The sequence below is a fragment of the Litoribacterium kuwaitense genome (genome assembly GCF_011058155.1).
Taxonomy (GTDB): Bacteria; Bacillota; Bacilli; order Bacillales; family DSM-28697; genus Litoribacterium; species Litoribacterium kuwaitense.
Genome location: NZ_JAALFC010000003.1, coordinates 77118 through 92264, shown reverse-complemented (window position 1 = coordinate 92264; position 15147 = coordinate 77118). Strand labels below are relative to the sequence as shown.

Here is a 15147-nt window from a genome sequence, read left to right as displayed (position 1 = left end):
AGCCTTATTTCAGCTGTCTATTTTTTAAATTTGAGCTCGCGTTTTTTCAGAAGGCCCTTAAGCTCATTTAAATCGCTTAATGTTGCATCGTTCATTAAAAAGTGTCGTGCAGTAAGCCTGCGATGTAAATAATTAGCTCGTTCACGATTTTTCACTTGCCAAGCGTGATCTCTTTCAGCTTGTGTGACTGGTTTTTTAGATTCGTGTTGCATAAATATAACCTCCCAATCTAAAAGCGCTTATTTAGCTCAATATATGCGCTATAACAAAGGGAAATACCTCTATGATGAAAACGAATTGTGGTTAGATTGCGGACAGACCGAATGGGGGAATGGAAGAAAAGTGAATTTGCTTGGACAAAATAGAGTGGTATTTCATGAGGCGTTTAAAGAGAATTTCATAGGAGACAATATTGGATCGCTTTAAATGAATCATCGCTTGTTAATTAGAAAGGAAATCGGTAAGCTCTTAGATTTGTGGAAGTGAAGTTAAGGCTCTGTTTGAATGACGTTTAAAATAATCGGGAAACTGCTTGTGAGTTTCCCGATCAATTTTAATGAAATGTACGGTATAACCCAATGACTTTTCCGAGAATGCTGACATCGTGTAAAAGGATAGGCTCCATAGTAGCATTCTCAGGCTGGAGTCGAATATAGTCCTTTTCTTTATAAAAACGTTTAACAGTAGCTTCGTCCTCTTCTGTCATCGCAACAACAATATCACCGTTTTGCGCAGTATGTTGTTGCTTCACGACGACATAATCTCCGTCATAAATACCGGCTTCAATCATACTTTCTCCTTCAATTACTAAAATAAACACCGATTCATCTGTTGGGAGAAGCCTTTCAGGTAGCGGTAAATACTCCTCAATGTTTTCAATTGCAGTAATTGGCTGTCCAGCGGTGACTTTTCCGATGACTGGAATTGAGATTGCTGGTGCTTGTGGTGCGTCATCAGTCTCCAAGTTCAAAACTTCAATTGCGCGCGGTTTCGTTGGATCGCGGCGAATCATTCCTTTTTCCTCTAAGCGTGCTAAATGTCCATGAACCGTCGAACTTGAAGCTAAGCCAACTGCCTCGCCAATTTCTCTTACAGAAGGCGGATACCCTTTGGTTTGTACATTTTCCTTAATAAAATCAAGGATTGCTTGCTGTCTTTTTGAAAGTTTTTTCATAAAATCCTCTCTTTCAAACAGTGTATGATCACGTTTCTTTTTTAGGCATAGAATATAAACTGCTTTCATAGATTTATCTCAGAAGTGATTCTAGTCAAATTATAGCAAACAAAAACTAGAAACACAAACATAAGTTCGAATTTTATTGACAAAACATTTGTTCGTATGTAAGAATAATAACGAACAAACATTCGATGGAGGAGATACGATATGAAAACCATTGGTATATCTTATTACTTTAGTCTAGCAGCCGTCATTGTTCTATGTATTGGTCTAAAATATATGATGACCCCATCCTACGCAACTGTTCAAGTAGAAAAAGGGGAACAAATATCAGAGCTTGCAGAACGATATGCGCATGCTCATCAGCTTTCAAAAGAAGAATTTCTCGTTTGGGTCAATGAGAAAAATGCGTTAAATCAAGAACCGATGCAGTCAAGTCAAGAGATTATTATTCCTGTTCAGGCAGATAAGCTTGAAGAGCAAACGTATGCTCATTTCGTCTACGATGGTGGTGCAAATGAATGAATTTAGTCTTATATTGCCGAGTAAGTACAGAAAAGAAAAGCCAAGAAACAAGCCTTGACCGACAAGAAGAAGAATTAAGACGTGCAGCAGAGAGTAAAGGATGGACTATTATCCATGTCTTTAAAGAACAGGCGAGTGGATATGAAGTCAATCGAGAAGGTCTATTCGATTGTCTCGATATGTTGCAGACGGGTGAAGTTGATGGTCTGCTGATTACTGATGATACGAGGCTAGGAAGAGGTCATGCTAAAATGGCAATTGTTCATTCGCTTAGAAAGATGAAAAAGCCAATTTATACGCTTGAAAACGATGGCGAGCTTGAACTTTCAGATGCGGATGATATGGTGTTAGGTATTCTATCAGTCGTCGAGGAATACCAAAGAAAGTTACATAATTCCAAAATTTCAAGAGGGATGAAACGTGCTGTTGCTCGCGGCTTTACGCCTCAAACCAATTTTAGTGAGCCAAATGCAAACCACTCTCCTGGAAGGAAAAAGAAGGACGTTCCATTAGAAGAAATTATCCGACTCAAAAAAAACGGGCTGACTTTTCGTGATATTGCGGCGACGATGCGGGGCATGGGTTATGATATTTCTAAAGCAACTGTGAACCGTAGATATCGTCAATATGAAGAAGAGTTAATCAGAAAAAAGCAATGAATTTGCTAAAAGTGAAGCAGGCGTGTATCATCTGGACAGAGGTGATAAAATGCTCTCTCAACAAAAATTAAATCGCATCAATGAACTAGCACAAAAGAAGAAATACGAAGGCCTTACGAAACAGGAAACAGATGAACAGCAAACACTCCGTAAAGAGTATTTGCAAGTGTTTCGTCAATCAATGACAAATCACCTTCATCAAGTGAAGGTTGTTGACGAGGAAGGCAACGATGTGACGCCGGAGAAACTAAAGAAATCAAAAAATCAGCGTCATTCGGAGTTGAATGAAGAATAATAATCAAAAGAAGTCCATGATATCTGTGGGCTTTCTTCTTTAAGAATAGTGAATCCCCTTGCTCAAGACAATATAATGTAGTCCTTTGCAGCTCAGCTATAGAATTCAAGTGTGTGAAAATACTGGTTCTATGACAGTGTACGTCGAGAGTTTTTATTCGAGGATGTAAATCGTGAAGCTGTTAGCTTCTAACCGCGGGGATGAAGCATTTCGTTCAATCGATGATCGCTACCTTTTCTGACGCTATTTTTGAAGGAAAAAGATCATCAATGAGATTGGATGCATTAGATCATTTTACAGATTCTCCTTCGGGAAAAACCTTGCCACTTTAGTGTGTTAAGGTATATGATGGAAAAGAAAAGTTCAAAGAGAAAGGACTGTTTGCATGACTACACCTTTGGAAACACTTGCTGTCAATTCAATTCGTACCCTTTCCATTGATGCAATTGAAAAAGCAAATTCAGGACATCCAGGGCTGCCAATGGGTGCTGCACCAATGGCTTATAGCCTATGGGCAAACTATATGAATATTTCGCCTAAACACCCTGATTGGTCAAATCGGGATCGCTTTATTTTATCTGCAGGGCACGGATCAATGCTTCTCTATAGCCTTCTTCACTTAGCAGGTTATGATGTCACTATGGAAGACATTAAAAACTTTCGTCAATTTAACAGCAAAACACCTGGACATCCTGAAGTAGGCCATACGCCTGGGGTAGAGGCAACAACTGGTCCATTAGGACAAGGAATCTCTAACGCTGTTGGGATGGCTATGGCAGAACGCCATTTAGCTGCAGTATTTAATCGTGATGGTTTCCCGGTCGTTGATCATTATACATATACCATCTGCAGTGATGGAGATATTATGGAGGGTGTCAGTGCAGAAGCGGCATCTTTAGCAGGTCACTTAAAGCTTGGTCGCTTAATTGCATTGTATGACTCAAACGATATCTCTTTAGATGGAGATTTAGACAGAGCCTTTTCTGAAAATGTAGAAGACAGATACAAGTCCTACGGCTGGCAGGTTATCCGCGTTGAAGATGGAAATGACCTTCATGCGATTGGACAGGCAATCGAGCAAGCACAAAAAGAAACTGATAAACCGACACTTATTGAAGTGAAAACCGTCATTGGTTATGGATCACCGAATAAGTCAGGTAAGTCTGCATCTCACGGTTCTCCTTTAGGAGAAGAAGAAACTACGTTGACGAAAAAAGCGTACGATTGGACGTTTGAAGAAGATTTCCACGTACCTGAAGAAGTCTATGAACACTTTAATAAAAATATCGTTCAAAAAGGTGAAGAGAAAGTTGCACAATGGGAAGCCATGTTTGCTGAATACGAAAAAGCTTTCCCTGAACTTGCAGCACAATTTACTGATGCTATGAATGGTACGCTTCCTGAAGGATGGGAAAAAGCGTTACCAGTTTATTCGACAGATGACAAGGCTGCTGCAACAAGAGCAACTTCTGGAGAAGCGATTAATGCCATTGCTAAAACGGTTCCTCAGTTTTTTGGGGGTTCTGCGGATTTAGCTGGCTCAAATAAAACATCAGTCAGTGGCGAAGAAGATTTCACTGCCTCGAACTATGCTGGAAAAAATATTTGGTTTGGTGTACGTGAGCACGCGATGGGTTCTGCGATGAACGGAATGGCATTGCACGGTGGCTTGAAGTCCTACGGAGGGACATTCTTCGTCTTTTCCGATTATCTTCGCCCGGCCATTCGCCTAGCAGCTCTGTCTAAGTTGCCAGTCACTTACGTCTTTACACATGATTCGATTGCGGTTGGCGAAGATGGACCGACACACGAGCCGATTGAGCAGCTTCCTTCATTGCGAGCAATGCCGAATTTAACTGTACTCCGTCCAGCGGATGGAAATGAAGTTCAAGCGGCTTGGCAAATTGCTTTAGAGTCAAAAGAGACCCCGACAGCACTCGTTCTTACCCGCCAAAACCTTCCTGTACTCGAAGGGACTGTGGAAAACCGTTACGAGAAAGTATCCAAAGGTGCCTACGTCGTGTCACCTGCGACGAAAGAAACACCGGATGCCCTTCTGCTTGCTACTGGCTCGGAAGTCAGTCTTTCAGTAGAAGCGCAGAAAGTTTTATTACAAGAGGGTATTGATGTTGCGGTTATCAGCATGCCATCTTGGGAGCTCTTTGAAAAGCAGCCACAAAGCTATAAAGACGAAGTCATCCCACCACAAGTGAAGACACGTCTAGCGCTCGAAATGGCTAACCCGTTTGGTTGGGATAAGTATACAGGCGACCATGGCGATGTTATTGGAATTGACGGCTTTGGTGCCTCTGGACCAGGAGAAACGGTCGTGCATGAGTTTGGCTTCAATGTCGACAATGTTGTCTCCAAAGTGAAAGGCTTGCTTCGTTAAGCATCTGTTGTATGGCTTAGACAAGAATGATATAACATCGAATGATTAGCTTCATGAAGTGTCGGCAAAGCACAAATGACTTTGCCGACACTGTTTTTATTGCTATTCATCAACGGTCAGACGATTTTCTTCAGCATAAAAATGATTGTCAAAGCGAGGAGCAATGGCAATGCTGTTTGTCGTGAATAAGCAATTGTAGCTGCCATCTTATGTAATAAGGTCGTTTGATTCGACAAAACATGTGTCTGTTTGCCTCATAAAGGGACAGTCTTCTCTCTCTACTTGTCTTATACTTGTCTCAATGAGATGTACATAGATAAGTGAAGGGAGTTAAATGAGATGGCATTCTATGAAATTTACCGAATCCAGGAAGATGTGGCTCACGAGTTTTTCGGGAAAGAATTCAAAATCTATCAGCTGTTAGAAGAGTGCTCTCGTAGTGTAGCTACGCATCGTTTGCTTCTAGAAAAGCAAGTCCATTATATTACTGAATCTTTTTCTATGGATGACTTAGTTGAGCATTTGTGTGCGTTCTCCAATCATATATCTATGGACAAGACACACGTTCGTCGCATGATGTTTCAGACGAACGAAGAGACCGGATTAACTACATTAACGATCGATGCGAATGTATTGTCTATGAGTTCTGAAGGGTGTTTCTCTGGGGAAATGACTTTTTTTGAAGCGTTACGGGCGTATGATGGATACTTTTTTGCTAGTAATTATAGTGAACAGCAGTATGGATGGTTAAAGCCTATACGCGTAATAAATCAACTCCATTCAAGAGATAGTATTGCGCCTTCACAATGGATTTAGTACACTTAGAACAGATGACGTGAAGGAGGATACAACATGTGGTGGATCTATGTTCTTGTGGGTCTAGGCGCACTTCTGGCAGGAGTCGCTCTCGGATTTTTTATTGCCCGCAAATACATGATGAATTATTTGAAAAAAAACCCGCCCATTAATGAACAAATGTTGCGGGTGCTTCTAATGCAAATGGGACAAAAACCTTCCCAGAAGAAGATTAACCAAATGATGAAAGCAATGAATAACCAGCAGATAAAATAGGTTATATTTCTTGATAGGAGGAGCGCCCTTTGAATGGTTTAAACGATTTAATTTTACAGACGACGACAAAGGTGACAGCATTTCTCATTCTATCGTTCTCCCTCTATTTGTTTATAGCTGGACATAATGCGACTGGCGGAGGGTTTGTCGGTGGTTTGATGACCTCTGCGGCGCTCGTACTCCTGTTCGTCAGCTATGGGTACGAGAGGGCGAGTGAAGTACTTCCAGTTGATTTTAAGCTGTTTATTCCAGCTGGCCTATTGATCGCAGTGTTGACAGGGGTCGGATCGTTTGTTTTTGACCAACCATTTTTAAGCCATACGTACGGATATATCGACCTTCCGTTTTTTGGAGAGTATGAATGGGCGACAGCTTTGTTATTTGATCTCGGTGTTTATTTAACGGTGGTTGGTGTGACGATGACCATTATTCTGTCTATTGCTGAAGACGATGAAAAAAATTAGAAAAGAGGTCATTTTGACCTCTTTTTTATATTGAGTAAATGGCGGTTCTTGTTGTAGGTGGTGAAGAGTGATCGTCTATGCTATACTATGGCAAGACTCAGAGAAAGAAGGGATGGTTTTGGAAGCGGTTTTTGCCACAGCTGTAGCAGCAGCGATGGCGATTGTTGCCATGATGATTCGAATCAAGGCCGCTGAAAAGCCGGCCAGTGTCAAAAAAATTATCCTTCCGCCTTTGTTTATGAGTAGCGGATTTTTGATGTTTACACACCCGATGTTTCATCTATCGATATATCAAGCATTGGAAGCCTTTTTAGTCGGTCTTCTTTTTTCGATTATATTAATCAAAACGTCTGGCTTTGAAGTACGCGGTGAGCATGTCTTCTTAAGACGATCTCGTGCTTTCCCGTTTATATTGCTTGGTTTGCTCGCGTTTCGCATTTTGCTAAAGGCCGTTTTAGGCCATTACATCGAGTGGGAAGCATTGAGTGGAATGTTTTTTATCTTAGCATTCGGAATGTTGCTACCTTGGCGTTTGGCGATGTTAATTCAATTCAAAAAAGTAGAGAAGCAGCTAGACACACCGACATCGATTACATAAAAACGACCTACACAGTTTAGTTTAACTGCTTAGGTCGTTTTTCTCTTGGCTCTTTAGATGAAAAAGCTCTTCATAAGGTGTCACATCTATATTATTCTTTTTTAATGTTTTTCTTAAGTACTTATGATCTCGTTTCGGTGTGGCAAGTATATATCCTTCAATAATCACATCTTCGGTCATTTTTGTGTTTTTGCGCTCGAGCGCAATTTGACCGATCTTACCCGCAATTTTTTCACGAGCAACATCTCTAAATAATTCAGGTACGGGCTTAACAAGCTCTTCAAGCAACATTTTTTGCTGATCGCTCCAAAGCTGTCTCGTTTGTTGGATGTAATAATCTTGCCAGTCTAATATGGACTTTCCATCATCTCGAGGGAGCCGTTTTAAAAATTTGCGGAACATAAAGAAGCCACCGATAAACATCATAACAACCAAAAACACACCCCAACCGACGATAAACCAAGCAAACCATCCGGTCATCTTCTTCCGACTCCTGCCTTTATGACTTTATGCCAAGTTTACAAAACAACGGCAGAAGAATCAACTGCTTTTCGCCAACTTCCATTGAAAGCAAATCTGATCATCTTTATCGGTTATTGTTGGTTCATGAACAATCATTGTGTTAGGGAGATCAAGAAAAATCATGTTTTGTTCAACATTCGTTTCATAAAAGAAAAAGGGAAGCTGGAGGCTCCAGGAAAGACACTTTTCTCCTGGAACACGGTCAATCTCGACGAGAAGAACATGTTTGTATTGAAAGACAAACACGCGTTCGCTCCAATGATCCATTGCCATTGTCTCCTTTTTTCTCTCTTATATGCGTTGTTTCATTATTTGTGCACGCTGCACCAAAGATATGAGGCAGGAGAGCTTGAGTGAAAGCGCATTCCATTGTTGCCTCGCCTGGGCTCTGAGTCTGCGCTCGCCTTACCGCCAAGGCAGAGAAGTTTTTTACGCCATGCTGAGGGTGAAAATTGCAGGAGAGATGTTCACTTTCACGTAAAAAAAGAGTGTCATAAAGCCTGAAAAATGCTTCGTGACACTCTGATCTGCGTCAAAGAAAGCTAACGCAAATGTCTTGTCATTTTTACGATCCTTCACCTTTATTGGCGCGTGAGTGATTTTGCTTTTTAACTTTCTTTGAGCCGCTTAAAGGTTTTGGTTGTGTACCTTCAGGTTTCTGATGTGTCATTAATTATTCACCTCCTTTACAGTGATCGATGTCGCTTATGGCATTTGATAAACGTGTTGAAATTTACTTATAATGCAGAATCATGTAAGATAAGAGAGGATGTAGATATAGAAGAGCATTATTACAAAAATTCATTTTTACAATGTCTGGAGAAGGAGGTTGTCCCATGGCTCAAGACTCATTTAAAGCCAAACAAACATTTGAAGTAAATGGGAAAACATTCACGTACTATGATTTACACACCTTGGAAAAACAAGGGCTTGGAAAGGTTGAAAACTTGCCTTTTTCGATTCGAGTATTGCTTGAATCGGTGCTCCGTCAAGAGGATGGACGGGTCATTTCAAAAGAGCACGTTGAAAATCTAGCTCATTGGGGCTCTGATAAGGTACAGGCGATCGATGTACCGTTTAAGCCATCTCGTGTCATTTTGCAGGACTTCACAGGTGTTCCCGCGGTTGTTGACTTAGCGTCACTTCGGAAAGCGATGGCTGACTTTGATGGCGATCCAAATCAAATCAATCCGGACATTCCTGTAGACCTTGTCATTGACCACTCTGTACAGGTAGACCGATTCGGTACGCCAGAAGCATTAAAGTACAATATGGAGATGGAATTCCAACGAAACGCAGAACGTTACCAGTTTTTAAGCTGGGCACAGAAAGCGTTTGATAACTATCGTGCAGTTCCACCAGCAACTGGAATCGTTCACCAGGTAAACTTAGAGTATTTGGCGGATGTCGTTCATGCTAAAGAAACAGAAGACGGTACCGTCGAAGCTTACCCAGATACACTTGTTGGAACGGACTCACACACTACGATGATCAATGGCATCGGCGTTCTTGGTTGGGGCGTGGGTGGCATTGAAGCTGAAGCAGGTATGCTTGGGCAGCCATCGTATTTCCCAGTACCAGAAGTGGTTGGCGTGAAATTCACAGGCTCTTTACCACCTGGAACGACGGCGACAGACCTCGCCTTAAAAGTGACGCAAATTTTGCGTGAGAAAAAGGTTGTCGGTAAGTTTGTTGAGTTCTTCGGTCCTGGTTTGTCAGAAATGCCGTTAGCAGACCGCGCAACGATTTCTAATATGGCTCCTGAATATGGCGCGACATGCGGCTTCTTCCCTGTTGATGCAGAATCGCTTGAATATATGCGTTTAACAGGTCGCGATGAAGAACAAATCGAGCTCGTTGAAGCGTATTGTAAACAAAACGGATTGTTCTATTCTGCAGATCAGCCTGATCCACAATTTACCGAGCTTGTCGAAATTGATCTTTCGACATTAGAGCCAAGCTTGTCCGGACCAAAGCGTCCGCAAGACTTGATTGAGCTTAAAAATATGCAAACAGAGTTCCATAAAGCCTTGACTGCACCTGCAGGAAACCAAGGATTTGGGCTTGATAAGGATGAAATTAATCGCACTGCGACTGTTAACTTCAATGACGGTCGGACAGAAGAAATGAAGACAGGTGCACTAGCCATTGCAGCGATTACAAGCTGTACGAACACATCAAACCCATACGTTATGTTAGGTGCGGGTTTGCTTGCGAAAAAAGCTGTTGAAAAAGGTTTGAAAGTACCAGGTTATGTCAAAACATCTCTAGCACCTGGCTCAAAAGTTGTTACTGGCTATCTTGAAAAGAGTGGCCTTATGGAGCCTTTGAATGCGCTTGGCTTTAACTTAGTCGGCTATGGCTGTACGACATGTATCGGAAACTCCGGCCCGCTTGCAGATGAAGTGGAAAAAGCCATTCAAGAATCCGATTTAACGGTTGCATCTGTACTTTCAGGAAACCGTAACTTTGAAGGGCGGATTCATCCACTTGTCAAAGCGAACTACTTAGCTTCACCACCGCTCGTCGTTGCGTATGCGTTGGCAGGTACAGTCGATATCGACCTCCAAAATGATCCAATTGGTCAAACTGAGGCTGGCGAGAATGTGTACTTTAAAGACATTTGGCCAGAAGCGAGCGAGATTAAAGCTGAAGTTCAAAAAGTTGTTACGCCTGAATTGTTTAAGAAAGAGTACGAGCGTGTCTTTGACGATAATGAGCGTTGGAACGCGATTGAAACGACAGATGAGCCGCTTTATCAATGGGATGAAGAGTCAACATACATTCAGAACCCACCTTTCTTTGTAAATCTCTCGAAAGACCCTGAAGAAGTGAAGCCACTGCAGCAGCTGCGTGCTGTCGGTAAATTTGGCGATTCGGTCACAACAGACCACATTTCTCCGGCTGGAGCGATTGCAAAAGATTCACCAGCAGGTAAGTACTTGCAGGAAAAAGGTGTTCGCCCGATTGATTTCAACTCTTACGGATCTCGCCGTGGAAACCATGAAGTCATGATGCGCGGAACATTTGCTAATATCCGTATTAAAAACCAACTTGCTCCAGGCACTGAGGGCGGCTATACAACATACTGGCCGACAGGTGAAGTGATGTCCATTTTTGATGCTTGCATGAAATATCAAGAGAATGACACAGGTCTCCTCGTTATGGCCGGAAAAGACTATGGTATGGGAAGCTCTCGTGACTGGGCTGCTAAAGGAACGAACTTGCTCGGCATTAAAACCGTTATTGCGGAGAGCTTTGAGCGAATTCACCGCAGTAACCTCGTCTTGATGGGTGTCCTTCCTTTGCAGTTTAAAGATGGCGATTCCGCTGAAGCCTTAGGTTTAACTGGTAAAGAAACATTCAGTGTCGATATTGGTGAAAACGTAAAGCCTCGTGATTTTGTACAGGTGACGGCGGTAGATGAAGATGGAAACGAAAAACGCTTCGAAGCACTCGTTCGCTTTGATAGTGAAGTGGAAATCGATTATTACCGTCATGGCGGCATTCTCCAAATGGTCTTGCGTAATAAAATGCAAGCCAACTAATCGCTTTTAAAAGCGCATCGGTCAATCCGGTGTGCTTTTTTTCGCGACAATATTAAATTTCAATGACCGTATTATCATAAGTATATTTTTTAAAAAAGGGAAAAATAGAAATAGATTAATGAAGAGAGAGGGACAGGGAATGAGAAAAAGAAAGCAATCATTAACAGATTTAATTACAGAAAATCGTGAAAGCTTATTAAAGGATCGGTCAGCCTTAGAAAGAATTGAGAATAAAATTGACCAAAAGCACTCTAGTCGGGTGCGAACATCTTAAAAACGAACGAAGCCGCATAGCTACGGCTTCTTTTTTTGATTCGCTATTAGGTAGTAAAATGAGGGTAAATGGTACAAGCTAATAGGGCATAAGGAAAGGAGTGTTTGTAATGAGCAATCCAAAAAAACATCCAGAAGCCTTTCAGCCATCTCACATTGGCACGCAGCCGCGAAAAGCCGGCGGCAATAAAGGGAAGCAAATGCAAGACCAATCTGGTCAGCATGCACAAGTGATTCAGACAAAAGGAGAGTAGCTATATGCATAAACATCAAAAGCCGAACCCGGACAATCGCGCAGACAACGTTGATAAGCTGCAAGAAATAGCGGCAAATACGTCAGAAAACATTCGTGAGACTGAAGAACGGATTATGCGTTCAGATCATCAAGGAGAACAGCAAAACCTTAAGAAAAAGAACGAACATCGAAAAGAGAGCCTCGAAGCCGTTCGAAATGAGATTCACGATGAAGTGAATCACCAGCAGTCGCAACAATAAGTCATCTAGACGTAAACAGAGAAGCACCCCACATTGGATTATTGTATCTAATTGTTGGAGGTGCTTTTTTTATGGCTATTATCATTAAAAGCAAACTTTTTCGAGAGTATGGCGTGTCTATGATACAATGATGGACAGCGATTAAAGGAAGTGAAGATTTATGACGCGAACAGAAATGGCACAACGTGCAGCGCAAGTCAATCAATACAAAGAGAGATTTCGTTCAGCAACAAATGCTTCAGACAAAGCAGATATTTTGCTGGAACTATCTACTTTGATCGAATCGATCGGCCATTATCCGCATTTACAGGACGCGCTTTTTCAGCAAACTTTACAATTTGATGCACATCATCATGCAGCTGTATTATGGAAGGAAAATCAGCAGCTGAGAAGCTTACGAGCCGAGTTAGCCTCCATTCAATGGCCTGTGATTCGACAGACTGATCATCCGTCTACAAAGAGAAGAAAGATTATTGAGGCAGGCGACATTGCTGCGGCATTACAAGAGCAGGTGCAAAACACCGTTTTATATATTCAAGAAGGATCTAAAAAAGCGGTCATTGATTCTTTTTTGTCACTGCTAGAGCAAATTCAGGACATCGCTAAGGCATATGCGGAACATTATTCACGCAATATTGAGGGAAAGACCGCGATTTTCGACATTCTTCATTTGATCGAAGAGATTCAAAAAGAAACGGAGCGAATTGAAACGTTTCTACCTGAGCATAAAGACCCTGATCCACTGGAACAGATGATCGGATTGCAAGACATGAAAACACGAATGCAGGAGCTTGAAGGTTACATTTATTTTCAATTCGAACGGAAAAGGCAAGGGTTTCCGGCACAAGACGCACCACCTCTTGATTTAATCCTGACAGGAAATCCTGGTACGGGAAAAACGACCTTAGCGCGGATTGTAGCCGAAAGATATTATGAGGCAGGTCTGCTTGAAACAAGTGAAGTGACTGAGGTCCATCGAGGTCATTTAGTCGGCGCGTATGTCGGACAATCCGAAGAAAAAACGATGCAGGCGATTCGCAAAGCGCAAGGTGGCGTTTTATTTATAGATGAAGCATACAGTTTAAAGCGTGACGGTCAATCAGAAAATGACTATGGTCAAGCTGTTATTGACACACTCGTTTCGGCGATGACGAGTGATGAGTTTAAAGGAACGTTTGTCGTCATGTTGGCAGGCTATCCAGCAGAAATGCGCCGATTTTTATGGGCGAATCCAGGCTTGTTAAGCCGTTTTCCAACGAGCAATCATTTCCATGTTGATGATTATACAATTGAAGAGCTGCTGCAGATCGGCGAGCATATGGCTTTGCAGGAGGGTTTTGTCCTTGATTCAGGTGCAATGATCGAGCTTGAGCATCAGATTGTAAATGCGCAGGTCGATGAAGCTTTCGGTAATGCGCGGACGGTGAAGCAGATCATTGAAGATGCGGTATTTAAAAAAGGCGCTCGTACACGTGCAAATGTTACCGACGTATTTGACGTCATTTGTCTAGAAGACCAAGAAATGGTAAGTACGAACGAAGCTTCGTCGTCCAGTGCCCTTAGTGAACTCGAGCAGTTGATCGGGTTACATGAGGTGAAAAGTGAACTGTCTGCTATTCAAAAGCTTGCCCACATCCAGCACCTTCGGAAAAAAAGAGGGCTTCAAGTACCACCGATGCAGTTTCATACTGTCTTCACAGGACCACCAGGGACGGGAAAAACAACTGTCGCTCGTTTGTATGCACGAATGCTTAAGGAAACGGGGATGCTCAAGCGAGGTCATTTAGTGACAGCTTCTCGTGCTGATCTTGTCGCACCATATGTTGGACAAACCGCTGATCGTACGCGAAAAAAAGTGCGCGAAGCTTTAGGCGGGGTATTATTTATCGATGAAGCTTACGCTTTGATGAATAACAGCACCGGTGATTATGGCAAAGAGGCGGTTGATACACTCGTTGAGGAGATGACGCGCCATAATGAAAATCTCGTGATCATTATGGCGGGCTATTCGTCAGAAATGAATCTTCTCCTACATTCGAATCCAGGGCTTTCAGGACGCTTTAAAAAACATTTGCATTTTCCATTGTATTCATCTGTAGAGTTATTTGCGATATTTAAACATTTAGCCAATCAAGCGGGTTACCGAATTGAAGAAGTAGGCGAGGCACGATGGCTCGAGCTTTTTCCTGATCAGTCTGTGAAGGATAATGCAAGGTGGGTTGAGAATATATTAACTGAAGCGTTCATTATACAGGCCGATCGTCTAGCATCCGTAGACAGAGCTGATCAGTGGTCGGATTTGGATTTAATGACGCTACTGAAGGCAGATGTCAAAGCAGCCATCGAAAAACAATTGCAGGAAGGGAAGCACGAATGATTACTACGACAGAAGTTAAAGTACGATACGGGGAAACAGATCAAATGGGGGTCGTCTACCATGCCAACTACGTCGTTTATTTGGAACTTGGACGAACGGATTTTATCAACAACCTTGGCTTTGAGTACCATGATATGGAATCTGAAGGGTATGTCTCGCCAGTTTTGTCAATTCAGCTGAATTATAAGAAGGCACTGACATATGGAGAAACAGCTTCGATAGCAACATGGTTAGAAGCGTATGATGGTTTGCGTACGACTTATGGTTATCGAATCTCCAACGCAAAAGACGAGACTTGTGCGGAAGGGCATTCGGTTCATTTATGCGTCAAAAAAGATAGCTTTCGGCCTGTGCCGTTAAGAAAGGCATTCCCTGAATGGGATCAAGCCTATAAAAACGTATTAAAGGAGATATAAATTTCGTGGCTTTTGGAATAAAAAGGGACGAGTTAATTGCTTGGAAAAAACAGGTCAGTGCTGGTGAGCTTGCTTTTCTCACTCATTTTTGGGTGCACCCAACTCGTCCTGAATGGCATACAGTGACAAAGGCAGGCTGCAATGACCTTGAGAAATTAATGGCTTGGGGCGAGGCATACGGCTTGCAAGAGAAGTGGATTCACCATCGGCCAGCCTATCCCCATTTTGATCTATTAGGAGCTGTTCAATATCAAGTGCTCATCGATGTAGGGCTTAACTCACATATTGAACGATTTCGAATCAAGGCGCCGCAAAACGGATGATGTCACTCAAAG

Annotated in this window: 20 protein-coding genes; 15 read left to right on the top strand and 5 right to left on the bottom strand. The window is 42.3% G+C overall.

What is annotated here, in order from left to right:
• Positions 1–17 precede the first annotated feature (17 nt).
• Both G4V62_RS03430 and lexA read right to left on the bottom strand, forming a co-directional pair.
• Positions 18–212 (bottom strand): hypothetical protein, encoded by a 195-nt coding sequence (locus G4V62_RS03430; protein WP_165199355.1) that lies wholly within the window; start codon positions 210–212, stop codon positions 18–20.
• 341 nt (positions 213–553) lie between these two features.
• Positions 554–1174, bottom strand: coding sequence for a transcriptional repressor LexA (gene lexA / locus G4V62_RS03425; RefSeq protein WP_165199354.1), 621 nt, complete (start codon positions 1172–1174; stop codon positions 554–556).
• 210 nt (positions 1175–1384) lie between these two features.
• Here lexA and yneA point away from each other — a divergent pair, with 210 nt between their 5' ends.
• The 8 genes from yneA (at position 1385) to G4V62_RS03385 (ending at position 7181) form a co-directional block, all read left to right on the top strand.
• Positions 1385–1702 carry a cell division suppressor protein YneA gene (yneA, locus tag G4V62_RS03420; RefSeq protein WP_165199353.1) on the top strand — a complete coding sequence of 106 codons (318 nt, stop codon included), beginning with the start codon at positions 1385–1387 and terminating at the stop codon, positions 1700–1702.
• Positions 1699–2361 carry a YneB family resolvase-like protein gene (locus tag G4V62_RS03415; protein ID WP_165199352.1) on the top strand — a complete coding sequence of 221 codons (663 nt, stop codon included), beginning with the start codon at positions 1699–1701 and terminating at the stop codon, positions 2359–2361. The genes yneA and G4V62_RS03415 overlap by 4 nt, the downstream gene beginning before the upstream one ends.
• A 49-nt stretch (positions 2362–2410) precedes the next feature.
• Positions 2411–2656 carry a DUF896 domain-containing protein gene (locus G4V62_RS03410; protein ID WP_165199351.1) on the top strand — a complete coding sequence of 82 codons (246 nt, stop codon included), beginning with the start codon at positions 2411–2413 and terminating at the stop codon, positions 2654–2656.
• 385 nt (positions 2657–3041) lie between these two features.
• A complete protein-coding gene (tkt, locus tag G4V62_RS03405; protein ID WP_165199350.1) occupies positions 3042–5048 on the top strand; it encodes a transketolase in 2007 nt (668 codons plus the stop codon).
• A gap of 339 nt (positions 5049–5387) precedes the next feature.
• Positions 5388–5864, top strand: coding sequence for a sporulation inhibitor of replication protein SirA (sirA, locus tag G4V62_RS03400; protein ID WP_165199349.1), 477 nt, complete (start codon positions 5388–5390; stop codon positions 5862–5864).
• A gap of 36 nt (positions 5865–5900) precedes the next feature.
• Positions 5901–6119 carry a YneF family protein gene (locus tag G4V62_RS03395; protein ID WP_165199348.1) on the top strand — a complete coding sequence of 73 codons (219 nt, stop codon included), beginning with the start codon at positions 5901–5903 and terminating at the stop codon, positions 6117–6119.
• Between the two features lie 29 nt (positions 6120–6148).
• Positions 6149–6583 (top strand): Na(+)/H(+) antiporter subunit B, encoded by a 435-nt coding sequence (locus G4V62_RS03390; protein ID WP_165199347.1) that lies wholly within the window; start codon positions 6149–6151, stop codon positions 6581–6583.
• Positions 6584–6650: 67 nt separating this feature from the next.
• Entirely contained in the window at positions 6651–7181 is a 531-nt protein-coding gene (locus G4V62_RS03385; RefSeq protein ID WP_312855422.1) for a CcdC family protein, read from the top strand.
• A 21-nt stretch (positions 7182–7202) separates the two neighbouring features.
• Here G4V62_RS03385 and G4V62_RS03380 read toward each other — a convergent pair whose 3' ends face one another.
• From G4V62_RS03380 to G4V62_RS03370, 3 genes are all read right to left on the bottom strand, one after another.
• The gene (locus G4V62_RS03380; protein ID WP_165199346.1) at positions 7203–7661 is read right to left on the bottom strand and encodes a DUF2621 domain-containing protein; all 459 of its coding nucleotides are present in this window, start codon (positions 7659–7661) and stop codon (positions 7203–7205) included.
• A gap of 60 nt (positions 7662–7721) precedes the next feature.
• A complete protein-coding gene (locus G4V62_RS03375) occupies positions 7722–7970 on the bottom strand; it encodes a hypothetical protein (protein WP_165199345.1) in 249 nt (82 codons plus the stop codon).
• A gap of 298 nt (positions 7971–8268) precedes the next feature.
• Positions 8269–8373 (bottom strand): small acid-soluble spore protein P, encoded by a 105-nt coding sequence (locus tag G4V62_RS03370; RefSeq protein WP_165199344.1) that lies wholly within the window; start codon positions 8371–8373, stop codon positions 8269–8271.
• 166 nt (positions 8374–8539) lie between these two features.
• Here G4V62_RS03370 and acnA point away from each other — a divergent pair, with 166 nt between their 5' ends.
• The 7 genes from acnA to G4V62_RS03335 all read left to right on the top strand — a co-directional run bounded on the left by acnA (position 8540) and on the right by G4V62_RS03335 (position 15135).
• A complete protein-coding gene (gene acnA, locus G4V62_RS03365) occupies positions 8540–11251 on the top strand; it encodes an aconitate hydratase AcnA (RefSeq protein WP_165199343.1) in 2712 nt (903 codons plus the stop codon).
• Positions 11252–11390: 139 nt separating this feature from the next.
• Positions 11391–11525, top strand: a complete 135-nt coding sequence (locus tag G4V62_RS03360) for an FbpB family small basic protein (protein WP_165199342.1) — start codon at positions 11391–11393, stop codon at positions 11523–11525.
• Between the two features lie 109 nt (positions 11526–11634).
• Positions 11635–11778: an acid-soluble spore protein N gene (locus G4V62_RS03355; RefSeq protein ID WP_165199341.1), complete on the top strand. Its 144-nt coding sequence runs from the start codon at positions 11635–11637 to the stop codon at positions 11776–11778.
• Positions 11779–11782: 4 nt separating this feature from the next.
• Positions 11783–12019 carry a small acid-soluble spore protein Tlp gene (locus tag G4V62_RS03350; protein ID WP_165199340.1) on the top strand — a complete coding sequence of 79 codons (237 nt, stop codon included), beginning with the start codon at positions 11783–11785 and terminating at the stop codon, positions 12017–12019.
• A 160-nt stretch (positions 12020–12179) separates the two neighbouring features.
• Positions 12180–14396 carry an AAA family ATPase gene (locus G4V62_RS03345; protein ID WP_165199339.1) on the top strand — a complete coding sequence of 739 codons (2217 nt, stop codon included), beginning with the start codon at positions 12180–12182 and terminating at the stop codon, positions 14394–14396.
• Positions 14393–14812: an acyl-CoA thioesterase gene (locus G4V62_RS03340; RefSeq protein WP_165199338.1), complete on the top strand. Its 420-nt coding sequence runs from the start codon at positions 14393–14395 to the stop codon at positions 14810–14812. The genes G4V62_RS03345 and G4V62_RS03340 overlap by 4 nt, the downstream gene beginning before the upstream one ends.
• A 5-nt stretch (positions 14813–14817) precedes the next feature.
• On the top strand, positions 14818–15135 hold the full coding sequence (locus tag G4V62_RS03335) for a hypothetical protein (protein ID WP_165199337.1): 318 nt from the start codon (positions 14818–14820) through the stop codon (positions 15133–15135).
• Positions 15136–15147 lie beyond the last annotated feature (12 nt).

Bases quoted from the DNA above. Each gene is read 5' to 3' on its own strand.
- yneA (WP_165199353.1), top strand. From the start codon at position 1,385: ATGAAAACCATTGGTATATCTTATTACTTTAGTCTAGCAGCCGTCATT.
- lexA (WP_165199354.1), bottom strand. From the start codon at position 1,174: ATGAAAAAACTTTCAAAAAGACAGCAAGCAATCCTTGATTTTATTAAG.
- G4V62_RS03355 (WP_165199341.1), top strand. From the start codon at position 11,635: ATGAGCAATCCAAAAAAACATCCAGAAGCCTTTCAGCCATCTCACATT.
- G4V62_RS03360 (WP_165199342.1), top strand. From the start codon at position 11,391: ATGAGAAAAAGAAAGCAATCATTAACAGATTTAATTACAGAAAATCGT.
- acnA (WP_165199343.1), top strand. From the start codon at position 8,540: ATGGCTCAAGACTCATTTAAAGCCAAACAAACATTTGAAGTAAATGGG.
- G4V62_RS03395 (WP_165199348.1), top strand. From the start codon at position 5,901: ATGTGGTGGATCTATGTTCTTGTGGGTCTAGGCGCACTTCTGGCAGGA.
- G4V62_RS03430 (WP_165199355.1), bottom strand. From the start codon at position 212: ATGCAACACGAATCTAAAAAACCAGTCACACAAGCTGAAAGAGATCAC.
- tkt (WP_165199350.1), top strand. From the start codon at position 3,042: ATGACTACACCTTTGGAAACACTTGCTGTCAATTCAATTCGTACCCTT.
- G4V62_RS03345 (WP_165199339.1), top strand. From the start codon at position 12,180: ATGACGCGAACAGAAATGGCACAACGTGCAGCGCAAGTCAATCAATAC.
- G4V62_RS03415 (WP_165199352.1), top strand. From the start codon at position 1,699: ATGAATTTAGTCTTATATTGCCGAGTAAGTACAGAAAAGAAAAGCCAA.
- G4V62_RS03375 (WP_165199345.1), bottom strand. From the start codon at position 7,970: ATGGATCATTGGAGCGAACGCGTGTTTGTCTTTCAATACAAACATGTT.
- sirA (WP_165199349.1), top strand. From the start codon at position 5,388: ATGGCATTCTATGAAATTTACCGAATCCAGGAAGATGTGGCTCACGAG.
- G4V62_RS03370 (WP_165199344.1), bottom strand. From the start codon at position 8,373: ATGACACATCAGAAACCTGAAGGTACACAACCAAAACCTTTAAGCGGC.
- G4V62_RS03350 (WP_165199340.1), top strand. From the start codon at position 11,783: ATGCATAAACATCAAAAGCCGAACCCGGACAATCGCGCAGACAACGTT.
- G4V62_RS03380 (WP_165199346.1), bottom strand. From the start codon at position 7,661: ATGACCGGATGGTTTGCTTGGTTTATCGTCGGTTGGGGTGTGTTTTTG.
- G4V62_RS03410 (WP_165199351.1), top strand. From the start codon at position 2,411: ATGCTCTCTCAACAAAAATTAAATCGCATCAATGAACTAGCACAAAAG.
- G4V62_RS03340 (WP_165199338.1), top strand. From the start codon at position 14,393: ATGATTACTACGACAGAAGTTAAAGTACGATACGGGGAAACAGATCAA.